This window comes from Nocardia colli (assembly GCF_008704205.1).
Classification (GTDB): domain Bacteria; phylum Actinomycetota; class Actinomycetes; order Mycobacteriales; family Mycobacteriaceae; genus Nocardia; species Nocardia colli.
The window spans coordinates 47,959-65,133 of the sequence record NZ_VXLC01000028.1 but is presented as its reverse complement, the minus strand read 5'-3'; the positions used below and the strand labels follow the sequence as shown (position 1 = coordinate 65,133).

The following is a 17,175-nucleotide window of genomic DNA, read 5'->3' as shown; positions in this document are numbered from 1 at the left end:
GCTCTGACTCGAACTAAGTTACGTGTCGCGGAACGCCACGTCAAATCGCCTGCGCAGCCCGAGAATTCGCAGGTCAAGGCCCCTGGCATCGGCCGAGGATCGGCCGGAGTCACACGAATGTGACTCAGACCACGAAGACTTCACTCGACCGAGCCCGGCAAGCCTTCCGGCAGCCCCCGTCAGTTGGCCAGCGCGTGCTGCGCCCCGCGATGCAGCGGGACCGGGTTCGTCTCCCGCGCGGCGTCCCGCACGATCCCTTTGGCCGCGGCGTTCGCCTGTTCCAGCTGAGGCTTCCGATCGAACAGCGCCTTCGTCAGCACGCAGGCCACATCGGCATCCAGGTTGTCGCGGACCAGCAGCACGTTCGGCACCACGATGGACGGCACATCCTCAGACAGTCCATAGGTCGCGGCGGGGATGGCGCCCAACTCGTAGACCGGGTTCAGGATGCGCATGCCGGCCAGCTGTTCCGAGGTATCGAGGAAGCGGAACTTGTCCCCGCCCGACTTGAACAACTCCGTGAGTCCGGGCGTCGGCAGGCCGCCGGTAAAGAACAGGGCGTCGAGCGAGCCGTCCTTCATCCCGGCGACGGCCTTGGTCAGATCCAGGCGATTGACCGCGATATCGCTGTCCGGGTTCAGCCCACCCGACCGCAGGATGCGCCGAGCCAGCATCTCGGTCCCCGACTTCGGCGAACCGGTCGAGACCCGCTTACCGCGCAGCCCGGCGATGGAGGTGATGCCGGAGTCGGCCCGCACGACCACCTCGGTGTAGCTGGGGTACAGCCGCGCCAACGCCTGCACCGGCTGCTTGTCCCCGTCGAAGGTGCCGATGCCGAGCACCGCGTCGGCCGCCGTGTCGGTCTGCGCGAACGCCACCTGATACTTGCCGGCCACCAGGTCCTGAATGTTCTGCACCGACGCCATGGTCTCCGCGGCCGTCGCCGTCACCTTGCCGTCGGTGGCCAGCGCGATCTGATCCGCGAACGCGGTCCCCAGCGCGGAGAACACGCCGGTCGCGTTGCCCGTGGCGATGTCGAGCTTGGTCCCCTGCTTGACCTCGCAGGTGACCGGAGCGCCCGTGTCGGTCGGCGGCCCGGCCTGGCGCTGCCCGCAGCCGGCGACGAACCCCGCCGACACCGACACCACGGCGAAAACGATCGCCACTCTTCTCATCTCGTCCTCCCTGGAGCGGGCCGGACGACCACACCGGCCGCGACCAACCCGCTCGCCCACCAAACTCGACGCCCATGCGGGCAGCTCCACCTCGTCCACCACCACCGCGGACGACTGCGTCCGACGGCCGTGGCAGACAAGGCGTGACGATATCAACGCGACCCGCTCAGCTAATGAAAAACGTTGGTATCCGGTCGTTTTTCAGCCGGGCAGCAAAGGGACAGCGGCCGCCTACTTGGTCAACGCGTGGTCGGCGCCGCGGTTCAGCGGGACCGGGTCGGTCTTGCGGGCGTTGTCGCGGGAGATGTCCTTGGCAGCGGAGTTCGCTTGTTCCAGTTGGGGTTTGCGATCGAAGAGGGCCTTGGTGAGGACGCAGGCGAGGTTGGCGTCGAGGTCGTCGCGGACCAGCAGGACGTTGGGGACGACGATGGTTTTCGCATCGGCGGACAGGCCATAGGTGGCGGCGGGGATGGTGCCTGCCTCATAAACAGGGCTCACCTTGCGCATGGCGGGGAGCTGGTCGGTGAGGTCGAGGAAGCGGACCTTGTCCTTGGCCGAGGTGAACAGGTCGGTGATGCCGGGGGTGGGCAGTCCGCCGGAGAAGAACATGGCATCGATGGAGCCGTCCTTCATCCCGTCGACGGTTTTGGTGAGGTCGAGGCGCTGGGCGGAGATGTCGCTGTCGGGGTTCAGGCCGGCGGCTTGCAGGACGCGCTGCGCGATGACCTCGGTGCCGGACTTGGGCGAGCCGGTCGATACGCGCTTGCCGCGCAGGTCGGCGACGGAATTGATGCCCGATCCGGTGCGCGCGACCACCTGGGTGTAGTTCGGGTAGAGCCGTGAAAGTGCCTGCACCGGTTGCTTTTTGCCGTCGAAGCTGCCGACGCCGAGCACGGCGTCGGCCGCGGTGTCGGCGAGCGAGAACGCCACCTGGTAGGTGCCGGCGACCAGCTGCTGGATGTTCTGCACGGACGCGCCGGTCTCCGCCGCGGTCGCCTTCACCTTGCCGTTGGTGGCCTGGGAGACCTGGTCGGCGTAGGAGTTGCCGAGCGCGAAGTACACGCCCGTCGCGTTGCCGGTCGCGATGCCGACCCGGGTCTCCTGCGCCACCTCGCAGGTGATCGCGCCACCCGCGTCGTGGTGCGGCGCGTCCCGGCGACCCCCGCATCCGGTCAGCAGTCCGGCCGATACCGCGGCGACGGCGAAAACTACGGCGACTCTTCTCATGTCGTCCTCCTTCGAGCGAGCAGAGTGATCCCAACGGCCGCGACGAGTGCGACCATTCCGGCGATGAGCGCGCCGGTCTCCAGGTACAGCAGCAACAGACCGCCGATCGCGGCCAGCGCCCTGGCCGGCGGTTTCGCCGGGCCGACGCCGAGGATCCAGCCGCCGGTCGCGACCGCGAGGGCGGCGACGCCGACGCAGGCGACGGCCGTGGTCCACAGGATGCCGAGCACCGGGCCGCGACCGAGCAGGTATTCGCCGGGTTCGGTGAGCACGAAGACGACCGGCACCAGGAACGCGGGCAGCGCGTATTTCAGCGCCTGCCACATGGTCGGCACGGTGCGCGCGCCGGTGACCGCGGCCGCGCCGACCGCGGCCAGTGCCGTCGGCGGGGTCACCTCGGAGAGCACGGAGTAGTAGAAGACGAACATCGCGGCCGCCGGGGGCGGCACGTCGAGCGCGAGCAGTGCGGGGCCGATGATCGCCCAGCCGATGATGAACGACGCGGTGACCGGCACCGCGAGACCGAGCAGGGCGAGGGCGATCGCGGCGAGCACGACGGTGCAGGCCAGCACCACGGTGTGGTTGTCGGACAACGACTTCGCCGCGCGCACCAGTAGCGAGGCGAGTTGTGCGCCGAGGCCGGTCTTGGTGGTCATCGCGGTGATCACGCCCGCCGAGGCGCACACCGCGACCACCGGCAGCGCGGCCCGCACGCCGCTGCCGATCGCATGGAACACCCGTCGCGGCGAGAGCGCGGTGTCCCGGGTGCGCGGGTCGAAGAAGGCGAGGACGAAGGCCAGGCCGGTCGCGTAGACGACCGCCTTGGTGGCGCTGACGTCGAGCAACAGCAGCACGACGATCGCGATCAGCGACAGGAAGTGGTAGCCGAAGCGCAGCAGCAACCGCCAGGCCGAGACACCGTCCGTCTCCACCGGTTTGGTGCCCAGCCGGCGCGCGTCGATCTCGACGGCGAGCAGGATGCCGAGGTAGTAGAGCAGCGTCGGAATCAGCGCCCAGCCGAGCACCGTCACGTACGACACGTCGAGGTACTCGGCGACGATGAACGCGGCGACGCCCAGGGTCGGCGGCGAGAGAATCGCGCCGACGCCGGCCGCCGCGAGCATGCCGCCCGCCTGCTCCGGTGGGTAACCGGCGCGTTTGAGGATCGGCCAGGTGACCGCGCCGATGGTCACCGCGGTCGCGGTACCGGACCCCGAGACGGTGCCGAGCAGGAATCCCGAAGCGACGGCGGTCCGGCCGGCCGCGCCGCGCGAGCGCCGGAACGCGGCTACCGACAGGTCGACGAAAAACTGTGCCGCGCCGGAGAATTCGAGCACCGCGCCGTACAGCGTGAACAGCACGATGTAGGTGGCCGCGACATCCAGAGGCGTGCCGTAGAACCCGCTGCCCGAGTTGTAAAGCGCGTCGACGATCTGCCCGAAGTCCAAGCCCGCGTGCGCGATTGTCCAGTCCTGCGGCAGGAATCCGCCGTAGTACCCGTACGCGACGAACACCAGGCAGACCGCGACGAGCACCCAGCCCGTGGTCCGCCGGCACGCCTCCAGGACGAGGACCAGCAGCACCGCGCCCATGCCGACGTCGACGGGATCCAGCAGTCCCTGCCGATCCAAGAAGGCGTTGTATCCGCCGCCGCCCGAACCGATCGAGAACGGCAGCACCGGATAGAGGCACACGAACACGGCGGCAACGGCCAGCAGCCAATCGAAAACGCCTGGCCCGTCGCCTCGGTCGAGAAACCGCAGGCCGGAGCGGTAGGCGAGGAACACCAACGGCAGTGTCGCCGCGAGGAATACGACGAGGTAGTACTGACTCCCCTGCGGCAACGGCCGAAAGACCTGCCACACCACCAGGATCGCGACCGCGAAGGACACCACCGCGACTACCCGCTCGGCCCAGCCGGTCAATACCCGGGCGGGCCGCTCCTCGTCATCGACCTCCAGCAGCGTGGGCCGATCCTCTACGGGCGCCTCGGACTCCAGGCGATCGCCCGCCTTGTTCGACATGGCGGAACGATAGCAACGCACGACCGGTCGTATACCGGTATTGAAAACAGGCGAATCGGTCATTCTTCGACCGCGGCCCGCCCTCGTCGTCAGTCCGGGCTTGCCACCTGCGGATTCCCTGCCGCGCGAAGAAGTTTGGCGCCGACCTCGTGCAGCAGGCGCTGCATCTCCGGCGGTTCTTTGACCTCGAATTCCACGTTCAGGTGGGCGATCCGGACGGCGGTCCATTCGAGCGAGTCGGCGCTGGTGCGGATCAGGCAGCTGTGATCGTCGATCGGCTCGACCTCTTCCGGTCGCACGCGGAAGGTTTCGGCCAACTGCTCGGCGGAGGTGTGCACGAGGAACACCACGTTGCGCGTCGGCCGCGACTGCGTCAACTGACCGGTGACGAACGCTGCGGCGTCTTCGGCGGGCAATTCCCTTGGCGCGCACCGCACTCCGGTCTGGAACGGCGCGTCGATCCGGTCCAGGCGGAAGGTCCGCCAGTCGGCCCGGTCGATGTCCCAGGCGACCAGATACCAGCGCCGGCCCGCGGAGACGAGGCTGTGTGGTTCGGCGAATCGCTTGGTCTCCGCGTCGCTCTTGTCGCGATAGCGGAACCGAATCCGCTCGCCGTCCCGGGCCGCGGCGGCCAGCACGACCAAGGTTTCCGGGTCGACGCGCGGCCCCGCCGCCGGCCCGCCGAGCGAGACGGTCGCCGAATCGACCGCGTCCACCCGCCCGCGCAGCCGCGACGGCAATACCTGCTGAAGTTTGACCAGCGCCCGCGCGGCCGACTCCTCGATTCCCGCCACCGAGCCCTGCGCGGCGCTGCGCAGGCCGAGGGTGATCGCGACCGCCTCCTCGTCGTCGAGCAGGAGCGGCGGCAGATCGGTCCCCGCCTCCAGCCGATAGCCGCCGACCGAGCCGAGGCTGGCGTGCACCGGGTACTCCAGCTCACGCAGCCGTTCGATGTCGCGGCGCACCGTGCGCACGGTGACGCCCAGGCGATCGGCCAGCTCGGGGCCGGTCCATTCGCGGCGGGTCTGGAGCAGCGCCAGCAGTTGCAGCAGCCGCGCGGCGGTCTCGGTCACCGTTTCAGTATGACGCGCAATGAGGACTGATCCTGACCTCATTGCCGCATAGCGTGGTTGTCGTGAATGCAGAGCGAGACACCATCCAGATCGTCGGCGCCCGGGAGAACAACCTGCGCAACATCACGCTGGAGATCCCCAAGGGCAAGATCGTGGTCTTCACCGGGGTGTCCGGCTCGGGGAAATCGTCGATCGTGTTCGGCACGGTCGCGGTCGAGTCACAGCGCCAGCTGAACGAGACCTACACCTGGTTCATCCGCAATCGGCTGCCGAAGTACGAGCGGCCCGAGGCGGACGCGATCGACAACCTGGCGCCCGCCGTGGTGGTCGATCAGCGGCCGATCGGCGGCAACTCGCGCTCCACCGTCGGCACCATGACCGACATCCAGTCGATCATCCGGGTGCTGTTCTCCCGGCACAGCGAGCCGAGTGCCGGTGAGGCGACCAGCTATTCGTTCAACGACCCGCTCGGCATGTGCCAGGAGTGCGGCGGGCTGGGGCATGTGGTGCGGCCGGACCTGGACAAGCTGCTGGACACCGGCAAGTCGCTCAACGAGGGCGCGATCACGTTCGCGCCGTTCGCGATCGGCACGTTCCAATGGCAGCTCTACGCGCAGTCGCAGCTGTTCGATCCGGACAAGCCGTTGCGTGAGTTCACTGCCGAGGAGTGGCAGCTGTTCTTGCGCGGCAACGGCTTCCGGGTGCCGCGGCCGAACAAGACCGGCGGCATGGGGAGCAATGCGTACGAGGGGCTGCTCGAACGGTTCGATCGCCTGTACATCAAGCGCGATCTCGACTCGTTGTCGGACAAGAACCGGGCGGCGGCGAAAGAGGTGGTGACCGAGGAGATCTGCCCGTCCTGCGGCGGGGCGCGCCTGAGTCAGGCCGCGCTGGCCAGCCGGATCGATGGGCTCGGCATCGCCGACTACGGCCGGTTCGAGGTGTCGGATCTGATCGAGGTGCTCGGCGCGATCGACGATCCGATGGCCTCGGTGATCGCCGGCGCCGCCATCGAACGGCTGCGCCGGATCGAGGAGGTCGGGCTCGGCTACCTCTCGCTGGACCGGGAGACCTCGTCGCTGTCCGGCGGTGAGGCGCAGCGGCTGAAAGTCGTTCGGCACCTCGGCTCGAGCCTCACCGGCATGACCTACATCTTCGACGAACCGAGCGTCGGCATGCATCCGCGCGACGTCGGCCGGTTGAACCATCTGCTGATCCTGTTGCGCGACAAGGGAAACACGGTGCTGGTGGTCGAGCACTCCCCTGACGTCATCCAGATCGCCGATCAGGTGGTGGACATGGGTCCCGGCGCGGGTGCGCACGGCGGGCAGGTCAAGTTCCAGGGCACGGTCGAAAAGCTGCGCGCCTCGGGCACTTTGACCGGCGAGCTGCTGCGCCGGGTATCGCCGGTCAAGGAGGTCACGCGCACGCCGACCGGGTGGCTCACCGTTTCCGACGTGGCGTTGCACAACTTGAAGAACGTCACCGCGCGGTTCCCGACCGGCGTGCTGACCGCGATCACCGGGGTGGCGGGCTCGGGCAAGAGCACGCTGGTCTCCGGGGCGTTCCTGGCCGCGCACCCCGACGCGATCGCGGTGAGCCAGTCCGCGATTCACGCGTCGCGGCGCTCGAGCCCCGCCACCTACATCGGGATCATGGACCCGATGCGGCAGCTGTTCGCCAGGGAGCACGGCGTGCAGCCGGGACTGTTCAGCTTCAACTCCGAGGGTGCGTGCGCCGAATGCGGCGGCGCGGGCGTTATTTTCACCGACCTCGCTTATATGGATCCGATCACCACCGTCTGCCAGACCTGTCACGGCCGGCGCTTCCGGCCGGAGGTGCTCCCGTACACGGTGCGCGGCGCGTCCATCGCCGACGTGCTGGACATGACCGCCGAGCAGGCCTTGGACTTCTGGGACGGCAACGCCGACAGCAAGATCCGCACGCCGTTGCGGTCGTTGAACGAGGTCGGGCTCGGCTATCTCACCCTCGGCCGTTCGCTCAGCTCGCTGTCGGGCGGTGAACGTCAGCGGATCAAGCTGGCCGATCACCTGCACCGCAGCGGCGGGATCTACGTTCTCGACGAGCCGACCACCGGCCTGCACATGGCCGATGTCGACACGTTGATGGCGCTGCTGGACCGGCTGGTCGACGCGGGCAACACGGTGATCGTCATCGAGCACGACCTGGACGTGGTCAAACGCGCGGATTGGGTGATCGACCTCGGTCCGGACGGCGGCAAGCACGGCGGTGAGATCGTGTTCGCCGGAACGCCGGCCGCGCTGCTCGCGGACGCGAACTCGATCACCGCCGACTACCTGCGGCGCAGCCTGACCGACGCGGCATAGGCCGGTTACTCGACCATTACCCGGCGCAGTTCGGCGAGCTCGGCGGCGGTCAGGCCGTTCGCGCGCAACCAGTTGGCCGCCCCGCCGTACTCGGCGCGCAAGCCGGCGACGAAGCGGCGCATGGGCGCCGGATCGACGGCGAAGATGCCGGACCGGGACAGCCGCGGGAGACCCTGGTAGGAGACCATGGTGGCGAGCCGGGCGCGGATCGCGACGATGCGCTCGGCGGTGAGTACGTAGTCCGCGATGATGGCTTCGGCGCGAACGCCGATGGCATCGAGCAGGACGGCGGCGAGGATGCCGGTGCGGTCTTTGCCTGCGGCGCAATGGAAGACGACCGAATGGCGGCCGGTGTCGGCGATGAGGCGGGCGGCGGCGACCATGGATTCGCCGCTGCCGGAAAGGAGTTCGCGATACAGCCCGCACTGGTCGAGCGGGTGCGCATCTGACCCGAGCTCGCTGGGCGCGGCCGCGCTCGTCGATGTGCACACGGGCAGATTCACCAGGCGCACAGCACTTTCCGCGAGCCGGCCGTATCCCTCCTGCGCCGCCTCGGCGGTGGTGCGCAGATCCACCAGGGTCCGCAGACCCATGGGACCGAGCAGCTGCGCCAGATCGGCTTCGGACACTTGCTGCGGCGTGCTGGAGCGATAGACGACCCCGAAACGGGTTGTGCCGCCGTCATTCACGGGTAGGCCACCGAGATCGCGCACATTGTCGATCTCCGCGAACTCCACCCACCGGCGCGGGTTGAGATCGGTATGCATGGCAACTCTCTGCGGGACCCGGATCGACGCTATCCGAACCCGCCCAACCAGTTTAAGCCGCGGCGATCACACGCATGGCGTAAACGTGTTGCCGGGCTCTCATTTTCGTGTTTCGCTGGCTGATTCGCGCCCCGGTCACGACCGGGCGCACAGCGAAAGGAGCGAGCCGCGTGCCTATGCTGACTTCGGGCCCATCCACCGACGTGCGGGCAGCGCTGTGGTCGGTCCGGTCGACCTTCTTGCTCAGCGGGGCGCTGTTCGCGACGTGGGTTTCCCGCACACCCACCGTCAAGGATCAGCTCGGCCTCGACGAAGCCGGGCTGGCAACGGCATTCGCGGGCATGAACCTCGGAGCGGTGCTCGGGCTGCAACTCGGCAAGCTCGTCACCTTGCGGTTCGGTAGTCGCGCCACCCTGCAGGCGGCGGTGCCGCTGTTCGCGCTCTGCCTGCCCGGGCTGCTGGCCGGCCGGAATCTGGCCGCGCTGACCGCCGCGGTGTTCGTTTTCGCGGTGGTCAACAGCGTCGTGGACGTCGCCATGAACGCGCACGGCGTCGCCGTGGAGCAGGCCAGCGGACGGCCGCTGTTGTCCGGCATCCACGCCTGCTTCAGCTTGGGCATGATCGGCGGTTCGGTGGTCGGCGCCGCGGTGGAGCGCGCACACGTGCCGCTCACCGCCCACTTCGTCGGTGTCAGTGCGCTGGTCGTCGTGGCGGCCGTGCTCGGCGCGCGCGGGATGCTGCCGTCGTCCACCGACCGCATGGCGCGGCGCGAGTCGGGCCCGCGCGGCCGGGCGCGGCGCTGGCCGGTCCGGTTGATCGTGCTCGGGTTGCTCGCGTCCTGCGTGGCGATGGCCGAGGGCGCGGCCAACGATTGGACCGCGGTCTACTTGCGCGACGAGACGCACGCCAGCACGTCGGTCGCGGCGCTGGGGTTCGCGCTGTTCGCCGGGGCGATGTTCGCCGGACGGCTGATCGGCGACCGGCTCGTGGCGTGGTTCGGTCCGGTGCGGCCGTTCCTGCTCGGCACGCTCGCGGCCGGGCTCGGCCTGGGTGCGGCCTTGCTCAGCGGGGGCATGGTCCCGGCGTTGCTCGGTGTGGCGGTATTCGGGTTCGGCATCTCGTTCACCCTGCCCCTCGCCTTCGCGGCGAGCGGCGGCGTTCCAGGCGTGCACCCGGCTCAGGCGATCGCGAACGTGTCCTTCGTCGGCTATCTGGGCTTCTTCACCGGTCCCGTGCTGATCGGTTTCGTCGCCCAAAACCACGGTCTGGCGGTGGGACTCGCGGTTCCGGTGGTGTTCGTCCTGCTGGCCGCCGCCGGGTCGGGGGCGCTGCGACCACGGCACTGAACCGGCCACAATGCGATACCCGAACCGCATCAGTGCGGGTGATCGGCCGTGGGGCGAGGATGATGAGACGTATGGCGATGCGCGATGTGGTCTGTGCGGGCGCCTTTGTGCGTATCTACGATCCCGGCGCCGGGGAGGCCGAGCCCTGGTACATCAACGATCACACGATCGTCCGGGACACGGCCGGGCGGTGGCATCTGTTCGGGATCACGCATCCGGAGCCCGCGAATCCGTTCGAAGAGGTCGAGTTCGCCCACGCGACGGCGGATGAGCTGCTCGGTCCATGGACCAAGCAACCACCGGCGCTCGAGGTCGACCCGGAATACGGAGAGACGCATCTGTGGGCACCGCACGTGGTCGCGGCGCACGGGCGGTACTACATGTTCTATGCCGGTGGCGGCGAGGACCGGACCGCGGTGCAGATCAATCTGGCGACCTCCACGGACATGTTCACCTGGGCGCGCAGGCGTTCCGGGCCGCTGTTCCGCGACGGGTACGACGCGCGCGACCCGATGGTCGCCCGGGTCGGCGATCAGTGGGTGATGTATTACTGCGCGACAAGCGATCCCGCGGGCGGGAACCATGTGGTCGCCTACCGCACCAGCACCGATCTCGTGCACTGGGGCGACCGGCACATCGCCTACACCGATCCGACCGTGGGCACCGACGCGGGAAATACCGAGTCGCCGTTCGTCGTTCAGCAGGACGGTTGGTGGTATCTGTTCATCGGCCCGCGGCCGGACTACGTCGGCACCGACGTGTTCCGCAGTGACAACCCGTTCTGCTTCCGGATCGGCGACAAGGTCGGCCATATCGCTTCACACGCAGCCGAATTGGTGCACGACGACGTTCGCTGGTGGATCACCAGTGCGGGCTGGGGGCAGGGCGGGGTGTACCTCGCGACGCTCACCTTCCCACCGGCCCGCGATCCCTACTCCGTGCGAGCCGTGCCGCGGTAGCGGGTTCAGGCCGCGCGGTCGGCCGCGCGGCCGCGGGCGGCCTGGATCGCCGCGATGATCTCGGCGGCCCATTCGGCCGGATTGTGTTGCCCGAGAAGGTCACTCAGGCAGGACAGACGCTGCCTGCGTTGTGCAGGTGGGAGATGCAGTGCGCGATGCAGGGTTTCGACGAGATCGGCGGGTGAATTCGGCTCGGTGAGCAGTGCCCCGGACGCCAGTTGTTCGGCCACCCCGGCATGCCGGGACAGGACGAGCGCGCCGCAACCGTGCACCGCGGCCTGGGCGGCGATGAACTCCTTGGCGGTCAGGTTCATCCCGTCCTGGAGCGAGGTCACCCAGAACACGTCGGCGGCCAGGTAGTGGTCGATGACCTCGGGGAAGCTCAGGAACTGCGGGAGGTATTCGACGGGTTGCCAGTCGCCGGACGACCAGGCGCGGTTGACCTCGTCGATGCGGCGTTCGAGCAGCTGCCGGGTGTCGTCGTAGGCGGTGATGCCGGGCTCCGGTGGTGGGCACACGAGCCGGAAGCGCAGGGCGCCACGCAGTTCGGGGTGGCGGACCAGGAGATCCGCTATGGCGTCGACCTTTTGCACGGGGGCTTTGATGTAGTCGAGGCGTTCGACCGAAAGCACCACGGGTCCACCGGGTTTCCCTCGGTCGAGCGGGCGAGAGCGGGCCAGCTCTTCGATGGCCGCTCGGTCGATGCCCAGCGGATGAACGCCGACCGCGGGCGGTTGTGTGCGGTCCGCCAGTGCGCCGAGGAAGCGTTCGGCGAAGACCTCGGTGTGGAAACCGGCCCAGTCCAGTGCGCCGAGGGAGTCGCGGATCTCGGCGGCGGACGGCAGCGCGGCGAAGACGTCCGGGTCGGGAAACGGTGTGTGGTGGAACAAGCCCACCCGGAGGTCCGGTCGCGTCTCGCGCAACCGGCCCGGCACGAGCCACAGGTTGTAATCGTGCAGCCAGACCGTCGCGCCGGGGGCGGCCCGGAGGCTGATGTGGTCGGCGAAGCGCGCGTTGACCTCCCGATACGCGGCCCAGGCGGTGGGATCGAAGCGCAATCGGTGCGGTTGCGACATCAGGACCGGCCACAGCGCCTCCTTGCAGGCCAGATGGAAGTATTCGCGCCACTCGGCCGAGGTCAGCGGCAGGAAGGCGAGCGGAAGTCCGGTGTCGTGATCGTCGAGCCGCACGGAATCATCGGGTTCGATGACGACGCCGGCCGCCCACACCGCCCGCAGGTCGCCGGTGAACACGCGGTTCAGCGTCGGCAGAATGCCGTTGGGACTCGACGGGGTTCGCCAGCCGTCCGGCGTCCAGGTGACCGGTGCGCGGTGGTATCCGACGACCAGCGGATAGTCGGGTTCGACCCAGCCGAGTTCACGCAGCGCCGCGAGAATGCCCGCGGCACCCGGCAGGTCCGGGCGATGCGCCGCTTGCGCCAGCGGAACCGCTGCCAGCAGACCACTTTCGGCGTTGCCGACGATGACCCCGTGCGCGCCGCGGCCGAACATCGAACGGTCGTTGCCCGAGTCGCCGGCGACCAGCAGCCGGTCCATCGACCAGCCGTGTTCTTCGGCGAGCGCGACGAGTGCGCTGCCCTTGTCCGCGTTCGCGGGCAGCACGTCGAAGTAAGTGTTCGCCGAGTACTGCCACGAGCAGCCTAGCGCCACAACGGTATCGATCAGTTCCGGGGTCAGGTCCGGGTGTGGCAGCAGGAACGAGCAGCGGCCGTCCTGGGTCACACCTTCCTGATAGGTCAACGCCGGAAAGTGCCGTAGGGCGGCGCGAACGACCTCGGCCCCGGGCCATCCGGCGCGCACGCGTGACTGCAGCGTGGTGACCGGGGTCAGATCCGTCCCGTCGACGATGCTGGCGCCGACGTCGGCGATGATCCACCGTGGTTGTGGCACAAGCGGGTCGCGCAGCACCTCGCGGATCGAGTCGAGCCCGCGACCGGTCGCGAAGACCACCGTGACCTCGGGATGGCGGGTCAGCGCGTTGCGCAGGCGCAGCCGGTCGGCGTCGGTGCCGCCCAGCAGCGTGCCGTCCAGGTCGGTGACCAGGACCCGTCCGGGATCCAAACCGCCCGCAGCGACGCCGCAGCAGCGATTGCCGGATGAACTCGCTTCCGGCTCAACAGATTTGGAACCCTCGCCGGTTGCCATCTACGCAACGATAGCAGGACCGCATCACACCGTCGGCCGGAATATTCACAAGGAGCGGGCGCGGGGCACGCGGGCAAGCCACTGTGGCAGTTCCGTCAAGTCCGGTGCGGCACTGGAACCGAGGGCCGTCGTGGCCGCCGCGCCGCAGGCCACCGCGGTGGCGAGGCAGCCGGACAACGGCCGGCCGGCCAGGTGAGCGTGTAGAAAGCCGGCGTTGAAGCAATCTCCCGCGGCGGTGGTGTCGACGACTTCGACCGGGACCGAATCGATCTCGCACCGGAAACCGTCTCGCACCGCGACGGCTCCCCCACTGCCCCGCTTGACGACGAGCGTATTCACCAGGCCCGCAAGAACATCAATGGCTGCGTCGAGCGACGGAGCGCCCGTCACTCGCACTGCCTCATCGGCGTTCGGCGCGAAAATATCCACCCGGCCGAGTATCTCGCGCACCGTCGGCGTTTCGAGGGTGCACGGAACGTCCTGGCAGTCCATGAATACCTGGGTCCCGAGCCGATGCGCGACCTCGAGTGCGGCGAGGACGTCGTCGCCCTGCTGCAACAGCGGCAGGATCACCACCCGCGCACGATGTTCGCGCAACACCATCGCCAGCGGATACGCCGCGACCGGATCCTGATAACTCACCATCGCCCGGTCCACCGGCGAGGACAATGCCGCGGTCACGCTGCGTACCGGCACCGTGTGCAGGCGAAACCCGCTGTCGTCGAGCCCCTCCGCCCGCGCCGCCGCCAGCACCTGCGCGCTGAACAGATCGGTGCCGAAGTCCGTCGACCAGACCACGTCGTGCCCCAGCCTGCGCATCGCCATCGCCGGCGTGAACGCCCCACCCGGCAGCAGCTCGAAGCCGCGCGCGAACACCTCGGTACCGGGCTGAACGGGCCGCGACAGTCCGTGGAAAACGAGGTCGGCGTAATAGGCGCCGACCACGAGCACGTCGCGCCGATTGTCGGATGAGGCCGTGGCATCGACCCGCCCCACCGGGTCCGTTCCCATCGGGCGACCCTAGCAAAGCGCACGTCACCGCCCGGGGCGCTCGTGCGATTTGCCGAATCCGCCCAATTGTTTTGTTCTGCCTGGTATTTCTTGAATCAAACCGTCTATCCGACCACCCTGCGCGGAGGACCGGCATGGCCCGTATCGGTGTAATCAGCATGTCCGACGGTCGCGATTATGTGCACGCGGGCATTGCGGACTTCATCAGCTCGACGGAGGACCACTTGGTCGCCGCGCTGATCCAGGCCGGGCACGAGGTGGTGCGCGGCGAGGAAACGATCAGTGACAACGCGCTGGCGAGTTCGGTGGCCCGCGGCGTCGCGGCCGCCGAGGTCGATCTGACCGTCTTCCACTACGCGGTCTGGGCGTTCCCGCATTTCACCATGCTCGCCGCGGGCGCGACGCCCGGTCCGCTCCTGCTGCTGTCGAATATCGACCCGGTGCAGCCCGGCATGGTCGGCATGCTGGCCGCGGGCGGCGCGCTCGATCAGATCGGGCGCACGCACACCCGGCTGTGGGGTGATCCGGCCGATCCCGCGCTCATCGAGGCGATCGGCGTGCAAGCGAGCGCGGCCGCGGCGGTGGCGAGCCTGCGCGGCAGCACGTTCGGCCGCTTCGGCGGACGGCCGATGGGCATGAACACCGCGGTCGCCAATACCGATCAGTGGCAACGGATCTTCGGCATCGACGTCGAGGAGATCGATCAGTGGGAGATCGTCCGGCGGGCCGAGCTGGCCGACGCGAGCGAGGCGAAGGCGGCCCGCGAATGGCTCGAAACCCATGCCGCGGGCGTGCATTACGACGGCGCGAAGCTGACGCCGGAAATCTTGGAGCGGCAGATCCGCTCGTATCTGGCGGTGCGTGAGCTGATCGCCGAATGGCGGCTGGACTTCTCGGGCATCAAGGGGCAACCCGAACTCACCCAGTACTTCGCCACCATGGACATCACCGAGGCCTTCCTCAACGATCCGTACGACTGGAACGGGCCGAAGGAAACCCACGTGTGCGCCACCGAGGCGGACATGGACGGCGCGCTCACCATGCAGCTGCTCAAGCAGATCGCCGGCACCCCGGTGCTTTTCGCCGATGTGCGGCACTATCACGCCGATCGCGACATCTGGGATCTGTGCAATTCCGGTCAGCACGCGACCTGGTTCGCCGCCCGCAGCGCGGACCCGGCGGAGAACCTCGCCAAAGTACACCTGTACCCCGAGGTGTTCTTCTTCCCGGCCGGCGGCGCCTCGGTGCATCATCTCGCCGCACCCGGCGGCATGACGCTGGCCCGGCTCACCCGCAAAGACGGCGACTATCGAATGCAGTTGATGCTCGGCGACTTCGAGACCTACGACGAGGAGACCAACGAAGCGCTGATGAAGCAGTCCACCTGGGAGTGGCCGCACGCGTTCGCCCGGCTGGATGCTCGCGCCGAGGATTTCCTGTCCCGCTTCGGCGCCAACCACATTCACGCGGTGCCCGGCGATCATCGGGCCGCCGTGCGGGCGGCGTGCGAGCTGCTCGGCGTCACCCTCGACGAGTTCGTCCGGTGACGAGGTTCCTCGGCGTCGACATCGGTACCTCCAGCTCGAAGGGTGTACTCACCGACGAGCACGGCTCGGTCCTGGCCAGATCCGCACGAGCGCACGGTGTTTCGACGCCGCATCCAGGGTGGGCCGAGCACGATGCGGAGCAGGTGTGGTGGGCGGACTTCGTCGCGATCATCCGCGACCTCGTCGCCGCGGCGGACGGCGTCCCCCTGGACGGACTCGCCGTCTCCGGCATCGGCCCGTGCCTGCTCCCCGCCGACGCGACCGGCCGGCCGCTGCGGCCCGCCATCCTCTACGGCGTCGATACCAGGGCGACCGTCGAAATAGCGGAACTCAACACCGAATTCGGCGAGCATGCGGTCCTCGAGCGCGCCGGGTCACCACTCACCAGTCAAGCGGTCGGCCCGAAGCTGCGCTGGCTGGCCCGCCACGAACCCGAGGTCGCCGCCGGAACCCGCATGCTGCTGATGGCGAGTTCTTTTCTGGTGCACCGGCTCACCGGTCGCTACGTGCTCGATCATCAGTCGGCGAGCCAGTGCGTTCCGATGTACGACCTGCTGAACCGCGAATGGGCAACGGACTGGGCCGAACTCGTCGCGCCGGGTCTACCACTGCCCGAACTCGCCTGGCCGACCGAGGTCGTCGGGCGGATCGGCGCCGAGGCGGCGGCGAGTACCGGTCTGCCCGCAGGACTTCCGGTCAGCACCGGCACCATCGATGCCTGGGCCGAGGCGGCCAGCGTCGGCGTGCGCGCGCCGGGCGACGCGATGGTCATGTACGGCACCACCATGTTCCTGGTGCAGGTGCTGACCGATCCGCGCCCGCACCCCGGACTGTGGGGCACCTGCGGAACCTGGCCCGGCACATACACTCTCGCCGCGGGCATGGCCACCTCCGGCGCGGTGACCGACTGGCTGCGCAACCTGGTCGGCGGCGAATTCTCCGACCTCGTCACCGAGGCCGCGCAGGTACCCGCCGGCGGCCGCGGCCTGCTGGTACTGCCCTATTTCGCCGGCGAGCGCACGCCGCTGTTCGATCCGGACGCCCGCGGCATCGTCGCGGGGCTGACTCTCGGACACGGACGCGCCGAGTTGTATCGGGCGGTCCTGGAAGGCATCGCCTACGGCGTGCGGCACAACCTCGCGGCGATGACCGAGGCCGGCGGACAAGCCGGACGGCTGGTCGCCGTCGGCGGCGGCACCAAGGGCGGACTGTGGACGCAGATCGTCTCCGATGTCACCGGCCTGCCCCAGCAACTGCCCGCCGAGACGATCGGCGCCTGCCTCGGCGATGCCCTCCTCGCCGCCGAAGCCGCGGGCGTCGACACCGCGGACTGGAATCCGGTGGTCAGCACCGTCGAGCCTTATCCTGAACGCACCGAAGAATACGAGGCGTACTACCGGCGCTACCGCGAACTGTACGAATGCAGTACTGCTATTACCCATTTCCTCGCGAGCGAACAACACCGCAAGGGGGTGTTTTCCTGAGCCTCGCCGGCCATGCGAGGATGCAGGGTTGCTCTGTCGGAATCAATAC

General features: G+C 68.6%; 12 protein-coding genes. 5 read left to right on the top strand and 7 right to left on the bottom strand.

Annotated features, from left to right (window positions below; translation table 11 throughout):
• Positions 1–179 precede the first annotated feature (179 nt).
• From F3087_RS38790 to F3087_RS38775, 4 genes are all read right to left on the bottom strand, one after another.
• Entirely contained in the window at positions 180–1,175 is a 996-nt protein-coding gene (locus F3087_RS38790) for a TAXI family TRAP transporter solute-binding subunit (protein ID WP_150407145.1), read from the bottom strand.
• A 231-nt stretch (positions 1,176–1,406) separates the two neighbouring features.
• Entirely contained in the window at positions 1,407–2,402 is a 996-nt protein-coding gene (locus tag F3087_RS38785) for a TAXI family TRAP transporter solute-binding subunit (protein ID WP_150407144.1), read from the bottom strand.
• Positions 2,399–4,426, bottom strand: coding sequence for a TRAP transporter permease (locus tag F3087_RS38780; RefSeq protein WP_150407143.1), 2,028 nt, complete (start codon positions 4,424–4,426; stop codon positions 2,399–2,401). Before F3087_RS38780 ends, F3087_RS38785 begins: the two co-directional genes overlap by 4 nt.
• Positions 4,427–4,515: 89 nt before the next feature.
• Positions 4,516–5,499, bottom strand: a complete 984-nt coding sequence (locus tag F3087_RS38775) for a helix-turn-helix transcriptional regulator (RefSeq protein ID WP_150407142.1) — start codon at positions 5,497–5,499, stop codon at positions 4,516–4,518.
• Between the two features lie 62 nt (positions 5,500–5,561).
• On the opposite strand from F3087_RS38775, the gene F3087_RS38770 reads away from it, so the two are divergent.
• Positions 5,562–7,847 (top strand): ATP-binding cassette domain-containing protein, encoded by a 2,286-nt coding sequence (locus F3087_RS38770; protein ID WP_223885683.1) that lies wholly within the window; start codon positions 5,562–5,564, stop codon positions 7,845–7,847.
• A 5-nt stretch (positions 7,848–7,852) separates the two neighbouring features.
• Here the strand turns inward: F3087_RS38770 and F3087_RS38765 are convergent, their stop codons facing one another.
• Positions 7,853–8,614 carry a tyrosine-protein phosphatase gene (locus F3087_RS38765; RefSeq protein WP_150407140.1) on the bottom strand — a complete coding sequence of 254 codons (762 nt, stop codon included), beginning with the start codon at positions 8,612–8,614 and terminating at the stop codon, positions 7,853–7,855.
• Between the two features lie 176 nt (positions 8,615–8,790).
• Between F3087_RS38765 and F3087_RS38760 the strand changes: the two genes are divergently transcribed.
• A complete protein-coding gene (locus F3087_RS38760; protein WP_396897610.1) occupies positions 8,791–9,960 on the top strand; it encodes an MFS transporter in 1,170 nt (389 codons plus the stop codon).
• Between the two features lie 71 nt (positions 9,961–10,031).
• Positions 10,032–10,919 (top strand): glycoside hydrolase family protein, encoded by an 888-nt coding sequence (locus tag F3087_RS38755; protein ID WP_223885682.1) that lies wholly within the window; start codon positions 10,032–10,034, stop codon positions 10,917–10,919.
• A 5-nt stretch (positions 10,920–10,924) separates the two neighbouring features.
• On the opposite strand, the gene F3087_RS38750 is transcribed toward F3087_RS38755, so the two are convergent.
• Both F3087_RS38750 and F3087_RS38745 read right to left on the bottom strand, forming a co-directional pair.
• The gene (locus tag F3087_RS38750) at positions 10,925–13,084 is read right to left on the bottom strand and encodes an HAD-IIB family hydrolase (RefSeq protein WP_150407137.1); all 2,160 of its coding nucleotides are present in this window, start codon (positions 13,082–13,084) and stop codon (positions 10,925–10,927) included.
• A gap of 45 nt (positions 13,085–13,129) precedes the next feature.
• The gene (locus F3087_RS38745; RefSeq protein ID WP_150407136.1) at positions 13,130–14,095 is read right to left on the bottom strand and encodes a carbohydrate kinase family protein; all 966 of its coding nucleotides are present in this window, start codon (positions 14,093–14,095) and stop codon (positions 13,130–13,132) included.
• A gap of 134 nt (positions 14,096–14,229) precedes the next feature.
• Between F3087_RS38745 and F3087_RS38740 the strand changes: the two genes are divergently transcribed.
• The gene (locus F3087_RS38740; protein ID WP_150407135.1) at positions 14,230–15,642 is read left to right on the top strand and encodes an L-fucose/L-arabinose isomerase family protein; all 1,413 of its coding nucleotides are present in this window, start codon (positions 14,230–14,232) and stop codon (positions 15,640–15,642) included.
• On the top strand, positions 15,639–17,126 hold the full coding sequence (locus F3087_RS38735; RefSeq protein ID WP_150407134.1) for an FGGY-family carbohydrate kinase: 1,488 nt from the start codon (positions 15,639–15,641) through the stop codon (positions 17,124–17,126). Before F3087_RS38740 ends, F3087_RS38735 begins: the two co-directional genes overlap by 4 nt.
• Positions 17,127–17,175: the final 49 nt, after the last annotated feature.

Bases quoted from the DNA above. Each gene is read 5' to 3' on its own strand.
- F3087_RS38790 (WP_150407145.1), bottom strand. From the start codon at position 1,175: ATGAGAAGAGTGGCGATCGTTTTCGCCGTGGTGTCGGTGTCGGCGGGG.
- F3087_RS38785 (WP_150407144.1), bottom strand. From the start codon at position 2,402: ATGAGAAGAGTCGCCGTAGTTTTCGCCGTCGCCGCGGTATCGGCCGGA.
- F3087_RS38780 (WP_150407143.1), bottom strand. From the start codon at position 4,426: ATGTCGAACAAGGCGGGCGATCGCCTGGAGTCCGAGGCGCCCGTAGAG.
- F3087_RS38765 (WP_150407140.1), bottom strand. From the start codon at position 8,614: ATGCATACCGATCTCAACCCGCGCCGGTGGGTGGAGTTCGCGGAGATC.
- F3087_RS38760 (WP_396897610.1), top strand. From the start codon at position 8,791: ATGCTGACTTCGGGCCCATCCACCGACGTGCGGGCAGCGCTGTGGTCG.
- F3087_RS38755 (WP_223885682.1), top strand. From the start codon at position 10,032: ATGGCGATGCGCGATGTGGTCTGTGCGGGCGCCTTTGTGCGTATCTAC.
- F3087_RS38750 (WP_150407137.1), bottom strand. From the start codon at position 13,084: ATGGCAACCGGCGAGGGTTCCAAATCTGTTGAGCCGGAAGCGAGTTCA.
- F3087_RS38745 (WP_150407136.1), bottom strand. From the start codon at position 14,095: ATGGGAACGGACCCGGTGGGGCGGGTCGATGCCACGGCCTCATCCGAC.
- F3087_RS38740 (WP_150407135.1), top strand. From the start codon at position 14,230: ATGGCCCGTATCGGTGTAATCAGCATGTCCGACGGTCGCGATTATGTG.